The organism is Stenotrophomonas sp. Steno-Z10-HUANG, assembly GCF_056393075.1.
This window is the reverse complement of sequence record NZ_JBWJPA010000010.1, coordinates 110389-129552: the sequence shown is the minus strand read 5'-3', so window position 1 is coordinate 129552 and position 19164 is coordinate 110389. Positions and strand designations below refer to the sequence as shown.

Genomic DNA, 19164 nt, shown 5'->3' with positions numbered 1-19164 from the left:
GAGGGATGTGGCTGCCCCGCCACGTCCGGGTTGCCGGAGTACAAGCGTGGTCGGTTTGGCTGGCGTCGACATCCGGGCCGGATTTCTCCGTCCGTGGATCGCTGCGTGAACCGGCCGGCTGTCGTCGCTGGCAGCTATGCTGCTTTAGGGGATGAGTCGGCTGAGCGTTTGAGGTACAGCACCCTGTCTGTTGCCTTCAGCAGTGGGTGCAAAAGCCCCGTGTAAGATGTTGTGCCCTTGGCCCGGCGCCTGGCGGCGACCGCTCCCGTCGCGCACATGCACCACGCCGCCGCACGGGCTGTGCCCCGCAGACCCGTAGAAGCACCAGGACCATGCCGCATACCGAAACGCCCCGCGTCGAGGCCTCCAAGCCCCATAAGCCCTACGTTCTGGAGGGTTTGAGGCTGTCGGTCGCGCCGATGATGGACTGGACCGACACACATTGCCGGGTGTTCCACCGCATCCTAGCGCCCGGCGCGCGGCTGTATACCGAGATGGTCCACGCCAATGCGGTCATCCATGGCGACCGCCAGCGGCTGCTGGGGTTCGACCCCAGCGAGCACCCGCTGGCACTGCAGTTGGGCGGCAGTGACCCGGCGTTGCTGGCGCAGGCCGCGCGCATCGCCGCGGACTGGGGCTATGACGAGGTCAACCTCAACTGCGGCTGTCCGTCCGACCGGGTGCAGGCCGGGCGCTTCGGCGCCTGCTTGATGCGCGAGCCGGAGCTGGTGGGCGAGTGCGTGGCGGCGATGGTCGCGGCGGTGGATATCCCGGTCACGGTCAAGTGCCGGCTGGGCGTGGACCAGGACAACGACTACGCCGCGTTCGCCGCGTTCGTCGACCGCCAGGTGCAGGCCGGGGCGGCAATGGTGGTCGTGCACGCGCGCAATGCGTGGCTGCAGGGCCTGTCGCCCAGGGAGAACCGCGAGGTGCCGCCGCTGCGTTACGACTGGGCCTACCGGCTGAAGGCCGAGCGTCCGGGCCTGCCGGTGGTGCTCAACGGTGGCCTGGCCACGGTCGAGGCGGCGCAGGCGCAACTGGTGCACGTGGACGGGGTGATGCTGGGCCGGGCCGCCTACCACGACCCGTATGTCCTGCACCTGCTGGAAGCGGCGCAGACCGGCGCGGCCCCGCGCAGCCGCGAGGACCTGCTGCAGCAGATGCGCCCCTATGTCGAGTCCCGGCTGCAGGCAGGGCTGGCGCTCAAGCACATCACCCGCCACCTGCTTGGCCTGTACCACGGCCAGCCCGGTGGCCGCGGCTTCCGGAAGGTGCTCAGCGAGGGCGCGCATCGGCCCGGCGCCGGCTGGTCACTGGTCGAGCAGGCGGTGCAGGTCACCCGCGACCAAGCGGCACGTGCGGCCTGAAGCATCGGGGCGTATTCATCTTGCTCATGTAGCTGAATGGAGCGGTTGCGGAGGGGGGAGGGTTCAGACCGGATTCACCCCTAAAAATCAAGAATTTGCCTCGATTTCGTAAGTCTCGTGAAAAAACCCGTGGGCCTTTGTTTTCACGGATTTTGAACGATCCGCCGCAGTCCGATAGGATCACGTCATGCTTCCGGTTCCGCGTCACATTCTTGCCCTCGCCGCCGCGGCCGTCTTCACGGCCGGCACGCCGATGGCGCAGGCCTGGGCGCAGGACGGCCGGCCGCAGCAGATGCAGGGGGGCGAGCGGGAGATGCCGCGCGCCCGCATGCGCGACAATGCCGGTTCGCTTTCCGATGCGGTGCGGCGCGTCCAGCGCGAGACCGGCGGCCGCATCCTCGGCGCCGAGCGCGTGCCCTACGATGGCCGCGACATCAACCGGGTGAAGTACATGGACGACCGCGGCCGCGTGCGTTACATGGATGACGCGCCGCCGTCGCCCCGCGCCCCCCGGGGGCCGCGCCAGGCCGAACAGCCACCACGCGGCGATAACCCCTGAACGGCGATAGTTGTCCCGCAATCCGCTTACCCATGCCGGTGAACCGCCGGCCAAGCAACTAGGGAGAGTTCATGCGTATCCTTCTGGTCGAAGACGAAGCCCCGCTGCGCGAGACCCTGGCAGCCCGGCTCAAGCGCGAAGGCTTTGCCGTCGATGCCGCGCAGGACGGAGAGGAAGGGCTGTACATGGGACGCGAGGTGCCGTTCGATGTCGGCATCATCGATCTGGGCCTGCCCAAGATGTCGGGCATGGAGCTGATCAAGGCGCTGCGCGACGAGGGCAAGAAGTTCCCGGTGCTGATCCTGACCGCCCGTTCCAGCTGGCAGGACAAGGTCGAGGGCCTGAAGCAGGGCGCCGACGACTACCTGGTCAAGCCGTTCCACGTCGAAGAGCTGTTGGCGCGTGTCAACGCGCTGCTGCGCCGCGCCGCCGGCTGGTCCAAGCCGACCCTGGAGTGCGGCCCGGTCGCGCTGGACCTGGCCGCGCAGACGGTCAGCGTGGCCGGCAGCAATGTCGATCTGACCAGCTACGAATACAAGGTCCTCGAATACCTGATGATGCATGCCGGTGAGCTGGTCTCGAAGGCCGATCTCACCGAGCACATCTACCAGCAGGACTTCGACCGCGATTCCAACGTGCTGGAAGTGTTCATCGGCCGCCTGCGCAAGAAGCTGGATCCGGACGGCGAACTGAAGCCGATCGAGACGGTGCGCGGGCGCGGTTACCGCTTCGCGATTCCACGCAACGAGGGCTGATCCGCCACGCGCGGTACGGGCATGATCTACGGCCGTCTGTGGTTTTTCCGGCGCTGGCGGCCGCGTTCGTTGCAGGCGCGCCAGCTGCTGGCCGCCTCGGTGGGCCTGGTGGCCTTCCTTGCGCTGGCCGGCTATGCGCTGGACGCCGCCTTCGCTGGCACCGCGCGCGCCAATCTTTCCGAGCGCCTGAAGAACTACGCCACCGCCTACGCGGCCGGCATCGACTTCACCCGCGACCGCTCGCTCTACATCCGCGAACAACCGCCGGACCCGCGCTTCGACGTGCCCGGCAGCGGCCTGTACCTGCAGGTGGTGATGCCCGGCCACTCCGGCAACTCCATGTCGGCCGAAGGCCCGATCCTGCCGGACGTCAGCGGACGCATGCTCGCCCCGCGCGAGGAGATCTTCGAAGGCCCGCTGCCGATCACCCAGATCGACGGTACGCCCGGTGAGGTCTACCGCTACGGCATGGGCCTGGTCTGGGGCGGTGACGGCAGCCCCGAAAGCGAGTTCCCCTACACCATCTACGTGCTCGAGGATTCACGCGCGCTGGGCAAGCAGCTGCGCGTGTTCCGCAGCGCGGTGTGGTTCTGGCTGGGCGTCACCGGCCTGATCCTGCTGCTGCTGCAGACGCTGGTGCTGCAGTGGAGCCTGCGTCCGCTCAAGCGCGTGATCAACGAACTCACCCGGGTGCAGCGCGGCGAGCGCGAGCGCATGAGCGAGATGCACCCGCGCGAGCTGGAGCCGCTGACCGACAGCATCAACGCCTTCATCGAGAGTGAACGCGAGAATCTGGAGCGGCAGCGCAACACCCTGGCCGATCTCGCGCACAGCCTGAAGACGCCGATCGCGGTGCTGCGCACGCAGCTGGACAGCGGTGCCGGCGACGGTGCGCTGCGCGAGGAGCTGGACGTGCAGCTGCAGCGCATGAACAACCTGGTGTCCTACCAGCTGGCCCGCGCCGCGTCGTCGGGCCACAAGCTGTTCTCCGCGCCGGTGCCGATCGAGGCCAACGCCGAGGAGATCGTGCGCGGGCTGGAGAAGGTCTACGCCAGCAAGGGCGTGCTGTGCGAGTTCGAGATCCAGCCAGGCGTGAACTTCTACGGCGAGCCCGGCGACCTGCAGGAGCTGCTGGGCAACCTGCTGGAGAATGCCTTCAAGTGGGCGCGGCGCCGGGTGCTGTTGACGGTGCGCGCCATTCCCGCCGCGCCCGGTCGGCGCGCGGGCCTGGAACTGGCGGTGGACGACGACGGCCCCGGTATCGCCGAGGAGAACATCGCCAAGGTCCTGCAGCGCGGCGTGCGCGGCGACGAGCGCGTGCAGGGCCACGGCATCGGCCTGTCGATCGTGCAGGACCTGATCAAGGATTACCGCGGCGAGCTGCAGGTCAAGCGGTCGCCGGAACTGGGTGGCGCGCGTTTCGAAGTGACCCTGCCGCCGGGCCTGTGACCCGGCGCGGTTGATGGCCCGTGGGTGAGCGCTTCAGGGCGCGATCGGGGCTTTACCGACGACAGCGCGTGCGGGGCGGGCCCCGCACCTACGCACGTTCCGGCGGCTGGGCAGCGAACGGCGAGGGGCCGTAAAAGCGGCGCAGGTGCGCGGCCACGTCCGGCATGTCCCGCTCCAGCAGGTGCGGGGCGGAGAAGTGGTACTCGGTGGCCACGGCGAAGAACTCTTCCGGCGCTTCCGCCGCATACGGATCGATCGCGGTGTCGTGGCCGGCGTCCACCTGCGCACAGAAGGCATCGTAGCGGCGCTGGAAATCGCGTGCCCATTGCCGCTGCCAGTCGCGCGGCAGCGGCGGCGTGCCGTCGAGCGCGCCATCGAGCACGTCGATCTTGTGCGCCATCTCGTGCACCGCCACGCAGAAGCCCGCCTGCGGGTCGGCGATGTCGGCCTGCACGTCGGCCCAGGACAGCAGCAGCGGGCCACTGTCCCAGGCTTCGCCGATCAGTTCATCGTCCCACTCGTGCAGCACGCCGGCCGCGTCCACATGGTTGCGGCGTACCCGGAACGCATCCGGATACACCACCAGTTCCGACCACCCCTGCAGGCCCTGCTCGCCGAACTCCAGCAGCGGCAGGCAGCACAGCGCGGCCAGCAGCAGGCGCTGGCTGTCGTCCAGCGTCAGCCCGGCCACCGGGGTGATCGCCTTGCGGTGCAGGAAATGCGCCGCAAGGCCGCGCAGCCGCTCCTGGCGCCCGGCATCCAGCGCGTGCAGCCACGGGCATGCCTGGCACGTGCTGCGCCAGAGGGTTTCGTCAATGGAAGGCGGCGGGCGCCGCCAGCGGCGCAGGAACGACTGGATCAGCGGAACATACCCGGCAGCAACCGGTGCCACTTCGGCGCGCGCAGCCGCGGGATGATCTCCTCGTCGCTGCCGCCGCCGGCCTGCTGCGGCGCCGGCACGGCGTGCTTGGGCTGCGACGGGGGGGCGGCGTTGGCCAGGCTCACCGACGCCGCCGGTGCCGCCACGCGTTCCACTTCGCCCGGGGCATAGGTGCAGCCGTTGCGGGCCGGGGTGTCGATCGCCTCCGCGGCATGCGCGGCCACGGGGGCCAGCAGCAGGATCAGGCAATGGGCGGTACGGCGCATCGTCGACATCCGGGGGCGGTTGAGCTCCCGATTCTAGCCTGCTTTCCCGGCCGGATTGGAAGCCCCCATGGGCGGTCCGGGTGCCTTCACGCATAATCGGCCGATCTGTTGCGATCAGAAGATCCGTCGTGGACGACCGAGAACTGCTGGCCAAGCTGGGCCAGGGCGCCTTTTCCGGCGACGCCCTGGCGCGTGAACTGGGCCAGACCCGCGCCGCCGTCTGGAAGCGTATCCAAGGGCTGCGGGCGGCCGGCGTGGCCATCGACGGCCGTGCCGGCGACGGCTACCGGCTGGCGCAGCCGCTGGAACTGCTGGACCGCGCTCGCATCCTGGAACACCTGGCCCCCGCGGTGGCGGGCTCGGTCGCGGCGCTGGATATCGCCTGGACGGTGGGGTCGACCAACAGCGAATTGCTGCGGCGCAGCGCGCCTTTGCGCGGGGTCGAGGTGCTGCTGGCCGAGCGCCAGACCGGTGGCCGCGGCCGCCGCGGCCGGCACTGGGCATCGCCGCTGGCCGCCAACATCTACCTGTCGGTGTCGCGGGCGTTCGCCGGCGGCCTGTCGCGCATGGGCGGGCTCAGCCTGGCCGCGGGCGTGGCGGTGGGTGAAGCGCTGCATGCGCTGGGCTTCGCCGCGGCCGGGCTGAAATGGCCCAACGACGTACTGGTCGACGGTCGCAAGTTGGGCGGCCTGCTGGTGGAGGGCGGCGGCGAGTTCGCCGGCCCGGCGCGCGCGGTGATCGGGCTTGGCCTGAACGTGCGCATGCCCGGCGCCAGCGCCGCCGACATCACCCAGCCCTGGGCCGATCTGGATACCCTGGCCGGCGCGCCGGTGTCGCGCAACCAGGTGGTCGCGGCAGTGCTGTCGCAGCTGCTGCCGGCGCTCGACCTGTTCGAACAGCAGGGGCTGGCGCCATTCCTGCCACGCTACGCGGCGATGGACGTGCTGGCCGGGCGCGCGGTGCGCGTGGAGGAAGCGGGCACCCTGCACGAGGGCATCGCCCATGGCCTGGCCGAGGACGGCGCGCTGCGCTTGGCCATCGACGGCGGCGAACGCCATTTCCATGCCGGCGAAGTCAGCGTGAGGGCGCAATGAGCGACTGGTTGTTCGACCTGGGCAATTCCCGCTTCAAGTTCGCACCGCTCGACGGTGCCGTCGCCGGCAGCGTGCAGGCATGGGCGCATGGCGCCGAGGCGATGACCGCGGCCGCGCTGGAGGCCCTGCCGCGCGGCCACACCGCCTGGGTGGCCAGCGTCGCGGCGCCGGCACTGACCGCGACGGTCATGGAGCTGCTGCGGGCCCGCTTCGCACACGTGCAGGTGGCGCGGACGCTGCCGGCATGCGCGGGCGTCACCATCGCCTATGCGCGCCCGGAAAAGCTCGGCGTGGATCGTTTCCTCGCCCTGCTCGCCGCGGCCGCCACGCGACGGCCGGTGCTGGTGGTGGGCGTGGGCACGGCGCTGACGATCGACCTGATGGATGCCGACGGTCGCCATCTGGGTGGCCGCATCGGCGCCTCGCCCACGGTCATGCGCGAGGCCCTGCATGCGCGCGCGGCACAGCTGCCGGCCAGCGGCGGCGACTATGCGGAGTTCGCCAATGACACCGCCGACGCGCTGGCGTCCGGGTGCGACGGCGCCGCGGTGGCACTGGTCGAGCGCAGCCTGCGGCATGGCGCCGACCTGCTCGGGACCGCGCCGTCCCTGCTGGTGCATGGCGGCGGCGCCCTCCCGCTGTTGCCGTTGCTGCCCGATGCCGAGCACCGGCCCGCCCTGGTGCTGGACGGGCTGGCCCGCTGGGCCGTGCACCAGGCGACGCCGGAGCGCTAGGATCGCGCCATGCTGATTCGCTTCCTGATCGTCGCACTGGCCATCCTCAACCTCGGCGTGGCGCTGTGGTGGATGACGCCGCGGCCGGCACCGGCCACAGCGCCCGACGTCCGCGAAACCGGCGTCGCGACGCTGGAACTGGTACCCATGGACGCCGTGGGCGCCGGCGCGCCGGCCGTACCGGCGCCGACCGGTGCTGCCGCAACGGCTGCTGCTGCAACGCCGGCGCCTACCCCGGCCACGGCGCCGGATGCGGCCAGGGCTGCGGCTACCGCCGCCGCTACGCCAGCCGCTGCCGTGTCCGCGCCGCAGCCGTCGCCGCAGCAGCAGTGCGCGAGTTTCGGGCCCTTCCCGAGCCGGGAACAGGCGCAGGCGGCGCAGGCCGCGCTGCGCGCGGACCTGCCCCGCTCGCAGCTGCGCGAAGTGCAGCCCAAAGCGGCCAGCTACCGCGTGCTCACCGCCCCGGCCGCCAGCCGCGAGGAGGCGCAGGCCATGGCCCGGCGCATCGTCGAAGCCGGCTTCAGCGATTACTTCATCATCGCCCAGGGCGAAGACGCCAACGCGGTGGCGCTGGGCCAATACCGCAACCGTGAAGGCGCCGAACGTCGTCTCGCCACCCTGGTGGCGGCGGGCTTCCCGGTGCGGATCGTCGGCAACGGGGTCGAGGCCGACGCCAGCTGGTGGCTGGACGTGGCCCATGCCGACACCGCCAGCGCGGCGGATCTGCACAAGCGCAGCGGCGCGGCGCAGCGGCAGGCGCTGGAGTGCGCGCGCCTGCGCTAGAATGCCGCCCGGGCGCACCGCGGGTGCGCCGCGTGGACCCTTGCCGCTTTAGCTCAGTCGGTAGAGCAACTGTCTTGTAAACAGTAGGTCATCCGTTCGATTCGGATAAGCGGCACCAATGCCCGGTTTCAAGGGCGTCCAGGCAATCGCCGAAACCACGTCGCGGCTGAAGTGCCGGTGTCCGCGCATACGGCCAGCGGGCGCACCCATGTTCGACGCTTGGCGGGCGATGCGTTTGCCCGCGGCGAACCGCGCGTCCGCATCTCCGGTGACTTCCGCACGGCCATCACACCATTCTCCTCAGGGCGCAGGGTCGGCTCACCACCGCCACCGCTCGGCGGCATCGTCTGCTCGTGCGACGGAACCATCGCCCGTGCGCACGGGCAATGGCATGGGATCTGTAGCGGTCCGAAGCCCCGGGCTGGCACGACGCGTCACTGCGCGCGCGACCACATGAGTGGATGCACGGCCCACTGGCCGGCACTGCGTACGACGTCTTCCAGCGGCGCGAACGCGATGGGCGTATCGTGTCCGTGTACCTGGTGGGCCGCGCGGGGTGCGCGCCCATCGCGGGGGCGACGGCGGGAGGGTCGGACGGCCCCAACCGCGGTGTCCGGCGGGGATGGCCGGCATCGTGACGCATAACCCACCGGAACAACCGTCGGTGGCGCCGGTCTGGCGCGCGCGCGGCGTCCCGGGTCGAAGGCCTTGGCAGAACCGCAACAGACACAGGAGCCGGAATCCATGAAACACGACACCTACAACCGCTGGTCGATCGGGCTGCATTGGCTGATGCTGCTGCTGTTCGTGCTGGCGTATGCCTCCATCGAACTGCGCGGAATGTTCGAGAGGGGCACCGCGGCCCGCGACCTGATGAAGAGCCTGCATTTCTCGATCGGCCTGTCGATCCTCGCGCTGGTGTGGGTGCGGCTGCTCACGCGGTTGCTGACCACCACGCCCCCGATCGTCCCGGCACCGCCGGCCTGGCAACGGTGGGCGGCCAGCTCGGTCCACGTGCTGCTCTACGTGTTCATGATCGCGCAGCCGCTGCTGGGCTGGCTGGTGCTGAGCGCCGCCGGCAAGCCGGTGCCGTTCTTCGGCCTGGTCCTGCCGCCGCTGGTGGCCGCGGACGCCACGCTGGCCGACACGCTTGAGGAGCTGCACGAGACCATCGGCACGTTCGGCTACTGGCTGATCGGCATCCATGCGTTGGCCGCGCTGGCGCACCACTACGTGCAGAAGGACAACACCCTGCGGCGCATGCTGCCTGGCGGTGGCCGCCAGGCCGATGCCGCGTCGGAGGCACCGCCCGCCTGAGGCCATGGCCTGGTGGAGCGGTGGCTGCATGGTGCCGCTCCACGCATCGTTGCCGGCCATGGCCACGTCGGCGCCCGTGCGGCGCCGGGCGTGCCGCTTTCCGTGCCGCCGATGCGCGGCCAGCGGATCCCGCTCCGCATGTGTACCCGGGATGCGCCGGTACCTGCCCCGGCCGGATCGATGCGTCTGCCCGCTACGCCGCTACCGGGCGCTACGACGCCGTGACGGAAGCGCGGGTGTCAGCGGCCGTCGAGCACGGCGCCGATGGCGGCGACCAGCTCCGGATCCGCGGCCACGCCCTGCACTTCGCTGCGCGCGCGCACGCGGCCTTCCGCGTCGAGCAGCACCAGCACGCTGGTGTGGTTGATGCTGCCGTCGTCGCGGAAGCGGTAGCGCACATCCAGCAGGTTGGCGAGCGCGCGCACATCGCCCTCGGCCGGTTGCAGGAAGCGCCAGTCGTCGGGCGCGCGGTGGCGCTGCGCGATCCCGGCCAGCGCGGCGGGCGTGTCGCGCACCGGATCCAGGGTGAGCATGTCCACGTCCAGGCGCGTGCGCTGGTCCGCCGGCAGCTGCTTGTGCACGGCCTTGGCGCTCTCGATGATGAGCGGGCACATCAGGTGGCAGTTGCCGTAGAACATGGACACCAGCTGCGGGCGGCCGCGCAGCGATGCCCAGGGGACGGCCTTGCCGTGCTGGTCGGTGAGCGTGACCTGCAGGTGGTACAACGACTGCCCGGGCAGGCTGGCCGCCGGCGCGACCGGCGAGTCGGCGGCATTGAGCGCGGGCGACACGCCCAGCGCCAGGCCGAGCAGCACGAATGCGATGGGTCTGTTCATGGCTGGCTCCTTGCGCAGCGGAAACCGAGATTGCCCAGGGTGGCCCCGGGTTGAAGCGCGGACAGCAGGACGAAGCGCTTGACCACGCCGTAGTCGCCCGGGTCGTTGAAGGCCATGGCGCTGGCGCCGCAGTAGCGCAGGGCGTCGCCGTCGGCCTGGCCGCGGCGGTCGCCGCCGGCCAGCAGCGAGGCGAAATCCTCGCTCCACTCCCAGTGCGCGCCGTGCAGGGCGTGGATGCCGTGCACGTTGGCTGGTGCGCCGGCGGCGGCATCGGGCGCATGCGGCGTGCCGTCGTTGACCTGGCGCAGGCGCCAGCGGCGGTCATCGCGCGCATCAGCGCGGGTGGCATCGGCGGCGGCCGCGTACTCCCACTCGAGGAACGTCGGCAGGCGCGCCTGGTCGGCACGGCAATAGGCGTCGGCCGCGTACCAGTTCACATGGGTGACCGGTGCCCGCGGATCGAGCGCATCGCCGGGTGCATCCGGCCGCGCCCAGTGGCCGAGGTAGCCGGGGCTGGAGAACACCGTTGGAACCTGGTCGCGCCGCCACTGCGGGTTGCGCGCCAGGAATGCGGCGAACTGCGCGTTGCTGACCGGGCGCGCCATCATCGAGAACGCCGCCACGTCGCGCGTGGCGGAGGTCTCCTCGAACCGCACCGAGGAACGGAACGGCCCGCCGGGAACGTTGCGGTAGCCGTCATCGGCCTCCACCGCAGCGGCCGTGGCCGATGCCAGGAGCAACACCAGGAGAAGCGTCCGTTCCATGTGCGGGGCCCTGCTTACTTGTACTGGCTGCCCTGCGGCACGCCTTCGGTGTAGTCGATGTCGTGCTGCTGGCCGGTGTAGATCTCCGGGTTCTTCTCGCCCTCGACCTTGAGGATGCCCAGCGAGCCCTTGTGGAAGGTACGGAAGATGCTGTGGTCGACCAGCACGAAGTTGCCGGGCACGTCGGCCTTGAACTCGACGATCGCCGAACCACCGGCCGGGACCAGTGTGGTCTGCACGTTCTCCTGGTACTTCGAGCCGCCCTCGGTGTAGACCTTGTCGAAGATCTCGCCGATGACGTGGAAGCTCGACACCAGGTTCGGGCCGCCGTTGCCGACGAAGATGCGGATCTTCTCGCCGGCCTTGGCGGTCAGCGCCTTGTCGCCCTGCAGCGAATCGACCGAGCCGTTGAACACCACGTAGGTCGGGTGTTCGTCGATGGCCTTCTCCAGGCTGAAGGCCTGCAGGCCGGGGTCGCCGTGCGCGCCCTCGGTGTAGAAGTCGCCCTGCACCACGTAGAACTCCTTGTCCACCGGCTCCAGCCCTTCCTCCGGCTCGACCAGGATCAGGCCATACATGCCGTTGGCGATGTGCATGCCCACCGGCGCCATCGCGCAGTGGTAGATGTACAGGCCCGGGTTGAGCGTCTTGAACGTGAACTGGGTTTCCTTACCCGGCAGCGTGAACGTGGCCTCGGCGCCGCCGCCCTGGCCGGTGACCGCATGCAGGTCGATGTTGTGCGAGAAGTGCGAGCTGTGGTGGTTCTTCAGCTTGAACTCCACCGTGTCGCCCTTGCGCACGCGGATGAAGCTGCCCGGCACGGTGCCGCCGAAGGTCCAGAAGTTGTAGCTCACGCCATCGGCCATGCGCATCTCCTTCTCGACCATTTCCAGGTCGACGACGACATGGGCCGGCGTCTTGCGGGTGATCGGTGGCGGCGCGAACGGCGGTGCGGTCAGCACGGCCTGGATCGTTTCCAGCGGCGCTTCGGCGACGTCTTTCCTGGCGGCGAAGGCATTGCCGGCGAAGGCGGCGGCGATGGCGCCGGCGAGTGCACAGGCGACGAACGGGTGGTGCAGGCGCTTCATGATGTTACCCCTTGAATGGCCTCTGGCCGATGGGTTCATGTTCCCGGCGCGGACTGCCCGCCAGCGTTGATCCGGATCAATCCGGACACGCCGGAATGCCTTGATTGCAGTGCAATTGCGCATGGCTTGACCCATGTCAAAAGCCCATGCGGGCGCAGGTCCGCGCAACACCGTGGAACGCCGCGCTCAGGGGCGCCAGGTCGATGCCGCGTGCCAGCAACGCCATAGCGCCCACGCGGCGCCCAGCCAGGCCAGCAACAGCAATGCGCCGGCCAGGCGCGCCAGCCCCGGCAGCACGCAGGCCAGGGCCAGCGACAGCGATGCGGCCGCGTGCAGCCACCACACCCGTCGCTTGTGCCGCTCGTCGAACAGGCTGCCGACGCCGGGTACGCGGACACCACGCGGCAGCCGTCGGCGCAGCGCGATCCAGGCGAGGAAGCCGGTGATTTCCATCGCCATGCCCAACACCAGGGCGGGAAAGCCCACCGCTATCACCAGCGTACCGGCCAGCAGCTCGCGCCCAGGCAGCCACAGCGCCAATGCGCCGCCGCCAAGCGCCACGCTGCCCAGTGCCCAGAAGCGCCGCAGCATGGTGCCGCGGCGATGCGGCGCGCGCCGTTGCAGCGCGATCACCGTGGCGGCGAACAGCAGCAACGGCAACGTCGCCAGGGTGCGCGACCCTGCCGCCGGCAGCGTGGCGCCGAGGCCATCGGCCGCCGCGGCCAACATCACCCCGGCCAGCAGGACCAGCCAGCCCCACCGCCATGCCGGCGCGATGCAACGCACGCCCTGCAGCATCGGCATGACCACGCCGCCCACCGCGGCCAGCAGCCCCAGCACCCAGCCCAGCAGGCCGAAGCCGGCGTGTGCGGCGGTCAGCGGCCGGGCCGGCACCAGCCATCCCAGTCGCATCGACAGCAATGCGGCGCCCAGGGCGAGCGCCGCCAGCAGCGATGCCGCGGCCAGGCCGATGCCGGTGCGTACGGTGCGCGCGCCGCTGCCGCGCGCCACCGCGACCAGTACCGCGCCAGCGGCCAGTGCCAGCGTGCCCAGCAGCAGGGGCACCGCGAGCACGCCGCATGCGGCCGAATGCGCGGCCATCGCCGGCAGCAGCAACATCACGCCCAGGTTGAACGTGGCGTGCAGCGGTGCGACGCCGCGCGCCAGCGGCAGCGGGCTGCCTGCGGCCACCGGCAGGAACTGCACCAGGCTGCCGAGCATCGCGTTGCCCAGCAGCCCCAGGGTGAACACATGCACCAGCGCGAGGGTGGCCGGCGCATGCAGGGACAGCAGCAGGTTGTCGCCCGCGACCAGCAGCCACGCACCGGCCGCCGCGCCCCAGAGCAGGGACGTGGCAAGAAAGCGCAGCGGATGCGAGGGCGGTGGCGCCTGGGCGAACGCCAGGCCGCTCATGGTGACGGCGGGATATCCAGGAGGTGTCGCTCGGCGGCGTGGCAGACCACCAGGCGTGCGCCGTCGGCGAGGCCGTGCACGTCCCAGGCGAAGCCCATGTGTTCCAGCATCGGCAGCAGCGGCGCCGGATACAGTGGGGTCAACGCCAGCAGCCGTTGTCCCGCCGGCAGCGTGTGCAGGCAGGCGAGGATCTGCTCCATCGGCTGCGGGGCCGGCAGGCCGCGCAGGTCCAGGCAGGTCGTCGCCACCGCGCTCAACCGCCCAGCCACAGCAGCCAGCCCAGCGGATGATGCGTCCGCGCGATGCCGTAGACCTGCAGGAAGCACAGCGCCGCGGCTGCCACCAGGACCACGCGCGCGCGCGCCTCGCGTCCGCGCCGGAATGCGGCCATGCCCAGCCCCACATAGGCCACCAGGAAGGCGAGCTTGGCCCACAGCCAGCCGTTGGCGAACAGCGCTGCCGGCAGCAGGGTCAGCAGCATCATCGCCGCGGTCAGCAGCACGGTATCGATGCTGTAGCTCAGGTAGCGCACCGCGGCCAGCCGCGGCCAGCGCATGCCCGCCATCAGCGCCAACGCACGCAGCGCGAACAGCGTGCCGCTGGTCATCGCCGCGCTGATGTGGACAAGCTTGATGTCCGGGTAGAACGCCAGCATCGCGCTCATCCGGGGCGCCCGTCCGCGCGCGGCGCCAGGTAGATCCGGCCGATGCGGGTGACCCATGGCGCCAGCGCCAGCAGCCAGCCCAACGCGGCCGCGGCCTGCCACGCCAGCGCGTCGGGCGCGATGTCGGCGACGATGCGCATCACCGCCACCGCCTGCAGCAACCCGAACGCGAACCACGCCACCTTCGGCATCACCAGCGGCCTCCCGGAGTGGCCTTGTGTCACCCGCGTCACCATCGCCACCAGCAGGCTGCCGAAGAAGCCGATGAACAGCGCGTGCATTGGCGCGCGGCCGAGGATGAAATCACCGCTGGCCAGGTACGTCACGCTCTGCACCAGGTACAGCGCGAAGGTCACCGGCAGCCATGCGCTGCCGACGAACAGCACCGCCAACAGGCCGGGCATGCGCCGCCGCGGCCACCAGCGCCATACTGCCCAGCCGGTCAACAGCAGCAGCGGCAAGTCGGCCAGCCACAGCCAGGCATAGCCGTGCACCAGTTCCAGTCCAAGGTGCACCAGCAGCAGCACCCAGACCGCGCCCAGCCACGGCAGCGGCCGCCACGGCTGGTAGCCCGGCACGATGTTGCTGGCGAAGAACGGGAACATGCGGTGCGCCACGGTCACGTACACCGGCAGCAGCAGGCCGATTCCGCCGATCTTGATGCTGGCGAAGGCCCAGGCGGGCGAGGCGCCGAGCACGAAGGCGATGAACATCGCCAACCCCAGCCAGCCCAGCAGCAGCCCGGCGAAGCATGAGCGCGCGTGCCAGGTATGGCCCTTCTCGTCGGCCAGCAGGCGGCCCAGGGTGAACAGCGCCGAGGTCCAGCCGGCCAGCGCCATCCACAGGCCCACGGTCAGCCCGGCCTGCCATCCCGCCGCGCCGAGCAGGATGGCCAGCTGCCCGCCCATCAGGCCCAGGCCCACCGGCACATAGCGCCAGCGTTCCAGCTCGGGCAGGCCCATCCAGCGCGGGAACACGGTCAGCAGGAAGCCGAAGATGAAGCTGGGCAGCACCAGGTACTGCATCACGAAGGCATGCAGCCAGCCGGCGGGGATCGCCAGCGCCGGCATCGTCCAGCCGCCCCAGCGCGCCGCTGCCAGCCACAGCGCCCACCACAGCATCGCCAGCAGCACATTGCCGGCGCCGACAAAGAACATCAGCCGGTGCGGGGCGTGGGCGAGCCACGCGGGCGAGAGGCGGGGCGGCGGCGTGGCTTCGGTTTTCATGGGGCGCAGCTTGCTACCGGGCGGTGGGCGGTGCCTTGACGTGGGTCAGGTCTGGGGCTGGTCGCGGGCCGGCGGCTGACGGCTCTTGCCCTTGCCCTTGCGGTTGCTGTCGCTGTTGATCTTGCCGTTGCCCTTGGCATTTGACGTCCCCCGGCCGTAGAGCGAGCCGAGCACCGCAGCGGGACGAGGGGCGAAGAGGCGCACGTGTCTGAGCGAAGCGAGTTGTGCGCCGTCCCCTCGGCACGCGAGGAGCGCAGGGGACCGGCGGGCGCAGCCCGACGGATCGCGTCCCGGCCCGTGCTTTCTCTTGGTTACTTCTCTTTGCACGAGCAAAGAGAAGTAACTCGCTCTTGCGAAGCAGGAGTGAAAGCTCTGCTTCAAGCACCTGCTTTCATGCTTTGCCTTTGGATTTCCCGGCTATCGGCCGGGCACGGTTCTCTTGGTCGACGCTCTGGCCGGCCTTGGGGAGCCCAAGCAATGGCGGAAGCGGAATCAGGGGCTTTCGCTCCCCTTCGGGGCGCGAGCCACCTTCTTTGCTCGTGCAAAGAAACGTGGCCCAAAGAGGCGCTTTTCAACAGCCGGATGGCTGGTCAACACGCCCCTGCCTCAGCGCTTTCCGTACCAGCGGCACTCCGGGTCCACTCTACCGCCGGGATTTTTCGACGAGACCCAGCTGCGATGCAGCTGGGGCCGGGGCAGTCGCCTCACGGCGCCAGCCCGCTCATCGGGGCGAAGCAGTGCTTCACCTGTTTCCGGTTCGCCCCTGTCTCGTCGAAAAACGACGTGCTCGCCCGCTTCGCAGCCGAGTCCGGGGCAGGCGCCGTGCGGCGCCCGCCCGTCCGGCGGGGCGAAGCAGTGCTTCGCCTATTTCCGCCGAACCCATGCACGTCGCCCCTGCGGTGTCTTGTCCGTCGGCTCCGTCGCTGCGGAAGGGACCCGGAAGTCAAATGCAAAGGAAAAAACAAAATCACGGCAACGCCAACAACAACAGGCGTCCGGCTGAAGTGCCCAAAGAAGAAGAGCCGCTTGCGCGGCCCTTCCCGTTGCATCGTGCGATGTATCCGATCAGGCCTGATCGGCCTCGCCCACCGGCAGCGCTGCCTTCTTCGGCGCCACCCACAGGCGGAACACGAACCACGCCAGCGCCAGCGCGCCGACGCTGAACAACGTGTCGGCCGGCACCCGCATCCACACCAGCATGTCCACGATCGGCTGCTGCATGAACTCGGCCGAGCGCGCATACCAGTAGCCGTGCTTGAGCGCGGCGCTGAGCTGCAGGATGCCCAGCGGCAGCAGGGTGAACGCGGCCATGCCGGCCAGGCCCAGGTTCAGCGCCCAGAAGCTGGCCTTGAGCAGCTTTTCGTTCCACACCACGTCCGGCTTGAGCCCGCGCAGGCAGAACAGCATCAGGCCGATGCCGAGCATGCCGTACACGCCGAACAGCGCGGTGTGGCCGTGGGTCGGGGTCAGGTTCAGGCCCTGCATGTAGTACAGCGACAGCGGCGGGTTGATCAGGAAACCGAACAGGCCGGCGCCGACCAGGTTCCAGAACGAGACCGCGATGAAGAACAGGATCGGCCACTTGTACTTCGCCATCCACGGCGTGGCCTTGCCCATGCGGTAGTTGTGGTACGCCTCGAAGCCCACGTAGGCCAGCGGCACCACTTCCAGCGCGCTGAAGCTGGCGCCCAGCGCGATGACCGCGGTCGGGGTGCCGGTGAAGTACAGGTGGTGCAGGGTGCCGAGCACGCCGCCGGCCATGAACACGATGGTGGCGAACAGCACGGCCACGGTGGCCGACTTCACCTGCAGCATGCCCAGGCGGGTGAACAGGAAGGCGATGACCGCCACCGCGAACACTTCGAAGAAGCCTTCCACCCACAGGTGCACCACCCACCAGCGCCAGTACTCGACCATCGACAGGTGGGTATGCTCGCCCCACATCAGGCCGGCGGCGTAGAACAGGCCGATGGCGACCACCGACAGGAACAGCAGGCTGACGATCGACTTGGACTCGCCGCCGTTCCTGATCGCCGGCCACAGCGCCCGGCCCACCAGGGTCAGCCACAGCACCAGGCCGATGAACAGGAACCACTGCCAGAAGCGGCCCAGGTCCACGTATTCCCAGCCCTGGTGGCCGAACCAGAAGTTACGCTCCAGCCCCAGCTTCTGCATCACCGCGAACCACTGCCCGGCGAACGCGCCGACCACGATCACGATCAGGCAGATCCAGAGGAAGTTGACTCCCAGCCGCTGGAACTTAGGCTCATGGCCGGAGATCGCCGGCGCGATATACAGGCCCATGCCCAGCCAGGCGGTGGCGATCCACAGCACCGCCAGCTGCGTGTGCCAGGTGCGGGTGAGCGAGTACGGCAGCACGTCGGCGATGGCGAAACCGTAGGCCTGTTGGCCTTCCACCTGGTAATGCGCGGTGATGGCACCGAGCAGGATCTGGGTGAGGAACAGTGCGATCACCACCCAGAAGTACTTGGCGGTGGCGCGCATCGACGGGGTCACCTTGATCGCGGCCAGCGGATCGGTCTTCGGCAGCACCGGGGCCATTTCGTCGCCGTGGTTGACCGCGTAATGCCAGCCGAGCAGGGCGACGCCGGCGATCAGGAACAGCACGCTGAACACCGTCCAGATGAAGGTGCTCGGCGGCGCGGTGTTGCCGACCAGGCTGTCGGCCGGCCAGTTGGCCGTGTAGGTGATGTCCGAGCCGGGGCGCTCGGTCACCGAGGCCCAGGCTGCCCACCAGTAGAACGCGGTGAGCTGGCGGCGGTGCCCGGCGTCGGGCACGGTGTCGTTGCGCATGGCGTAGGCCTCGCGCAGTCCGGCAGTGGCCGGGTCGGCCGAGAACAGGCTCTGGTAATGCGCGGCGACCGTGGCGATCGCCGCGGCGCGGTCGTTGTCGACGATGATCGTGCCGTCCACGGCGTCGTAGGTATTGGGCCGCAGCAGGGTCTGCACGCGCTTGGCGTAGGCGGCCTGGGTGGCCGCGTCGAGCTGCTTGTAGCTCTCCGCGCCGGCCTCGCGCCGGGCCCACAGGTCCATTACCGCTTCGGCTTCACGATGCAGCCAGTCCGCGCCCCAGTCCGGCGCGACGTAGCCGCCATGGCCCCAGATCGAGCCCAGCTGCTGGCCGCCGATCGACTGCCAGACCTGGCGGCCGGTCTCGATGTCGTTGCGGGTGAAGATGACCTGGCCGTCCTCGGTCACGACCTTCTCGGGCAAGGGCGGGGCCTGGCGATGGACCTCGCTGCCGACCCATAGCAGGACGGCGAACGAGGCGATGAGCAGGGCCGCCAGCCCCACCCATAGCTTGCGTGTCGAATTCATGATGCGGCTCTCCTGAGGATACCGGCGCATCATCGGCGTGGCCGCCAAGGGGCTCCATGACGCAGGTCAAGCATGCCGGTGATTGCGGTCCGGACACCCTGGCGAGAGCTTCATGCCGTTGCCGTTGCCGTTGCCGTTGCAGTTGCAGTTGCAGTTGCAGTTGCCGTGATCTTGCTCTGCTCTTGGCTTTTGACTTTTCACGGCCGTAGAGCGAGCCGAGCACCGCAGCGGGGCAGGGGGCGAAGAGGCGCACGTGTCTGAGCGAAGCGAGTTGTGCGCCGTCCCCCTGATCCGCGAGGAGCACAGGGAACCGGCGGGTGCAGCCCGACGGATCGCGTCCCGGCCCGTGTTTCTCTTGGTTACTTCTCTTTGCACGAGCAAAGAGAAGTAACTCGCGCCCCGAAGGGGAGCGAAAGCTCTTGATTCTGCCCTTGCTGTTGCTTCAGCTTTCCAGAACTACACGACAACAGCCAAGACGCAGAGCCAAAGCGGGAGCCTGAAAGCAGAGCTTTCACTCCTTCTTCGCAGGAGCGAGCCACCTTGACCTGCCATTCGGCTGTTGAAGAGCTCTTCTTTGCTCGTGCAAAGAAACGTGGCCCAAAGAGGCGCTTTTCAACAGCCGGATGGCTG

The 19164-nt window shown here is 69.6% G+C and carries 19 protein-coding genes and 1 tRNA gene; 9 read left to right on the top strand and 11 right to left on the bottom strand.

What is annotated here, in order from left to right; genetic code table 11:
• Positions 1-332 precede the first annotated feature (332 nt).
• From dusA to AC06E6_RS13670, 4 genes are all read left to right on the top strand, one after another.
• Positions 333-1367 carry a tRNA dihydrouridine(20/20a) synthase DusA gene (gene dusA, locus AC06E6_RS13685; RefSeq protein WP_478061695.1) on the top strand — a complete coding sequence of 345 codons (1035 nt, stop codon included), beginning with the start codon at positions 333-335 and terminating at the stop codon, positions 1365-1367.
• Positions 1368-1554: 187 nt separating this feature from the next.
• On the top strand, positions 1555-1926 hold the full coding sequence (locus AC06E6_RS13680; protein ID WP_409475963.1) for a PepSY domain-containing protein: 372 nt from the start codon (positions 1555-1557) through the stop codon (positions 1924-1926).
• A 71-nt stretch (positions 1927-1997) separates the two neighbouring features.
• Positions 1998-2681 carry a response regulator transcription factor gene (locus AC06E6_RS13675; RefSeq protein WP_004136763.1) on the top strand — a complete coding sequence of 228 codons (684 nt, stop codon included), beginning with the start codon at positions 1998-2000 and terminating at the stop codon, positions 2679-2681.
• A 21-nt stretch (positions 2682-2702) separates the two neighbouring features.
• A complete protein-coding gene (locus AC06E6_RS13670; protein WP_104939823.1) occupies positions 2703-4130 on the top strand; it encodes an ATP-binding protein in 1428 nt (475 codons plus the stop codon).
• Positions 4131-4218: 88 nt separating this feature from the next.
• On the opposite strand, the gene AC06E6_RS13665 is transcribed toward AC06E6_RS13670, so the two are convergent.
• Both AC06E6_RS13665 and AC06E6_RS13660 read right to left on the bottom strand, forming a co-directional pair.
• Positions 4219-5022 (bottom strand): M90 family metallopeptidase, encoded by an 804-nt coding sequence (locus AC06E6_RS13665; protein ID WP_240212458.1) that lies wholly within the window; start codon positions 5020-5022, stop codon positions 4219-4221.
• The gene (locus AC06E6_RS13660) at positions 4989-5276 is read right to left on the bottom strand and encodes a hypothetical protein (RefSeq protein WP_161614855.1); all 288 of its coding nucleotides are present in this window, start codon (positions 5274-5276) and stop codon (positions 4989-4991) included. The genes AC06E6_RS13665 and AC06E6_RS13660 overlap by 34 nt, the downstream gene beginning before the upstream one ends.
• A gap of 128 nt (positions 5277-5404) precedes the next feature.
• Here AC06E6_RS13660 and birA point away from each other — a divergent pair, with 128 nt between their 5' ends.
• The 5 genes from birA (at position 5405) to AC06E6_RS13635 (ending at position 9204) form a co-directional block, all read left to right on the top strand.
• Positions 5405-6370 carry a bifunctional biotin--[acetyl-CoA-carboxylase] ligase/biotin operon repressor BirA gene (gene birA, locus AC06E6_RS13655; protein WP_240212457.1) on the top strand — a complete coding sequence of 322 codons (966 nt, stop codon included), beginning with the start codon at positions 5405-5407 and terminating at the stop codon, positions 6368-6370.
• Positions 6367-7104: a type III pantothenate kinase gene (locus tag AC06E6_RS13650; protein WP_240212456.1), complete on the top strand. Its 738-nt coding sequence runs from the start codon at positions 6367-6369 to the stop codon at positions 7102-7104. Before birA ends, AC06E6_RS13650 begins: the two co-directional genes overlap by 4 nt.
• 9 nt (positions 7105-7113) lie before the next feature.
• Complete coding sequence (locus AC06E6_RS13645; protein ID WP_478061693.1) at positions 7114-7887, top strand: SPOR domain-containing protein; 774 nt, start codon at positions 7114-7116, stop codon at positions 7885-7887.
• Positions 7888-7929: 42 nt separating this feature from the next.
• Positions 7930-8005: transfer RNA gene (locus AC06E6_RS13640), tRNA-Thr, on the top strand.
• A 626-nt stretch (positions 8006-8631) separates the two neighbouring features.
• Entirely contained in the window at positions 8632-9204 is a 573-nt protein-coding gene (locus AC06E6_RS13635; RefSeq protein WP_240212454.1) for a cytochrome b, read from the top strand.
• Positions 9205-9443: 239 nt separating this feature from the next.
• Here AC06E6_RS13635 and AC06E6_RS13630 read toward each other — a convergent pair whose 3' ends face one another.
• The 9 genes from AC06E6_RS13630 to AC06E6_RS13590 form a co-directional block, all read right to left on the bottom strand.
• Positions 9444-10040, bottom strand: a complete 597-nt coding sequence (locus AC06E6_RS13630; protein WP_478061691.1) for an SCO family protein — start codon at positions 10038-10040, stop codon at positions 9444-9446.
• On the bottom strand, positions 10037-10804 hold the full coding sequence (locus AC06E6_RS13625) for a formylglycine-generating enzyme family protein (protein ID WP_240212452.1): 768 nt from the start codon (positions 10802-10804) through the stop codon (positions 10037-10039). Before AC06E6_RS13625 ends, AC06E6_RS13630 begins: the two co-directional genes overlap by 4 nt.
• Before the next feature lie 14 nt (positions 10805-10818).
• Positions 10819-11892, bottom strand: a complete 1074-nt coding sequence (nirK, locus tag AC06E6_RS13620) for a copper-containing nitrite reductase (RefSeq protein ID WP_161614847.1) — start codon at positions 11890-11892, stop codon at positions 10819-10821.
• A 186-nt stretch (positions 11893-12078) separates the two neighbouring features.
• The gene (locus AC06E6_RS13615) at positions 12079-13305 is read right to left on the bottom strand and encodes a hypothetical protein (RefSeq protein ID WP_478061689.1); all 1227 of its coding nucleotides are present in this window, start codon (positions 13303-13305) and stop codon (positions 12079-12081) included.
• Positions 13302-13553 (bottom strand): DUF2249 domain-containing protein, encoded by a 252-nt coding sequence (locus AC06E6_RS13610; protein WP_240212450.1) that lies wholly within the window; start codon positions 13551-13553, stop codon positions 13302-13304. The genes AC06E6_RS13615 and AC06E6_RS13610 overlap by 4 nt, the downstream gene beginning before the upstream one ends.
• A 5-nt stretch (positions 13554-13558) precedes the next feature.
• Positions 13559-13969, bottom strand: coding sequence for a SirB2 family protein (locus AC06E6_RS13605; RefSeq protein ID WP_313230080.1), 411 nt, complete (start codon positions 13967-13969; stop codon positions 13559-13561).
• The gene (locus AC06E6_RS13600) at positions 13966-15195 is read right to left on the bottom strand and encodes an NnrS family protein (RefSeq protein ID WP_240212449.1); all 1230 of its coding nucleotides are present in this window, start codon (positions 15193-15195) and stop codon (positions 13966-13968) included. Before AC06E6_RS13600 ends, AC06E6_RS13605 begins: the two co-directional genes overlap by 4 nt.
• A 45-nt stretch (positions 15196-15240) precedes the next feature.
• Positions 15241-15399: a hypothetical protein gene (locus tag AC06E6_RS13595; RefSeq protein ID WP_240212448.1), complete on the bottom strand. Its 159-nt coding sequence runs from the start codon at positions 15397-15399 to the stop codon at positions 15241-15243.
• Positions 15400-16260: 861 nt separating this feature from the next.
• The gene (locus AC06E6_RS13590) at positions 16261-18534 is read right to left on the bottom strand and encodes a nitric-oxide reductase large subunit (protein ID WP_240212447.1); all 2274 of its coding nucleotides are present in this window, start codon (positions 18532-18534) and stop codon (positions 16261-16263) included.
• Positions 18535-19164: the final 630 nt, after the last annotated feature.

What these genes read in the sequence shown, in the direction of transcription:
- dusA (WP_478061695.1), top strand. Translation starts at nt 333, where the DNA reads ATGCCGCATACCGAAACGCCCCGCGTCGAGGCCTCCAAGCCCCATAAG.
- AC06E6_RS13680 (WP_409475963.1), top strand. Translation starts at nt 1,555, where the DNA reads ATGCTTCCGGTTCCGCGTCACATTCTTGCCCTCGCCGCCGCGGCCGTC.
- AC06E6_RS13675 (WP_004136763.1), top strand. Translation starts at nt 1,998, where the DNA reads ATGCGTATCCTTCTGGTCGAAGACGAAGCCCCGCTGCGCGAGACCCTG.
- AC06E6_RS13670 (WP_104939823.1), top strand. Translation starts at nt 2,703, where the DNA reads ATGATCTACGGCCGTCTGTGGTTTTTCCGGCGCTGGCGGCCGCGTTCG.
- AC06E6_RS13660 (WP_161614855.1), bottom strand. Translation starts at nt 5,276, where the DNA reads ATGCGCCGTACCGCCCATTGCCTGATCCTGCTGCTGGCCCCCGTGGCC.
- AC06E6_RS13650 (WP_240212456.1), top strand. Translation starts at nt 6,367, where the DNA reads ATGAGCGACTGGTTGTTCGACCTGGGCAATTCCCGCTTCAAGTTCGCA.
- AC06E6_RS13645 (WP_478061693.1), top strand. Translation starts at nt 7,114, where the DNA reads ATGCTGATTCGCTTCCTGATCGTCGCACTGGCCATCCTCAACCTCGGC.
- AC06E6_RS13635 (WP_240212454.1), top strand. Translation starts at nt 8,632, where the DNA reads ATGAAACACGACACCTACAACCGCTGGTCGATCGGGCTGCATTGGCTG.
- AC06E6_RS13630 (WP_478061691.1), bottom strand. Translation starts at nt 10,040, where the DNA reads ATGAACAGACCCATCGCATTCGTGCTGCTCGGCCTGGCGCTGGGCGTG.
- AC06E6_RS13625 (WP_240212452.1), bottom strand. Translation starts at nt 10,804, where the DNA reads ATGGAACGGACGCTTCTCCTGGTGTTGCTCCTGGCATCGGCCACGGCC.
- nirK (WP_161614847.1), bottom strand. Translation starts at nt 11,892, where the DNA reads ATGAAGCGCCTGCACCACCCGTTCGTCGCCTGTGCACTCGCCGGCGCC.
- AC06E6_RS13615 (WP_478061689.1), bottom strand. Translation starts at nt 13,305, where the DNA reads ATGAGCGGCCTGGCGTTCGCCCAGGCGCCACCGCCCTCGCATCCGCTG.
- AC06E6_RS13605 (WP_313230080.1), bottom strand. Translation starts at nt 13,969, where the DNA reads ATGAGCGCGATGCTGGCGTTCTACCCGGACATCAAGCTTGTCCACATC.
- AC06E6_RS13600 (WP_240212449.1), bottom strand. Translation starts at nt 15,195, where the DNA reads ATGAAAACCGAAGCCACGCCGCCGCCCCGCCTCTCGCCCGCGTGGCTC.
- AC06E6_RS13590 (WP_240212447.1), bottom strand. Translation starts at nt 18,534, where the DNA reads ATGAATTCGACACGCAAGCTATGGGTGGGGCTGGCGGCCCTGCTCATC.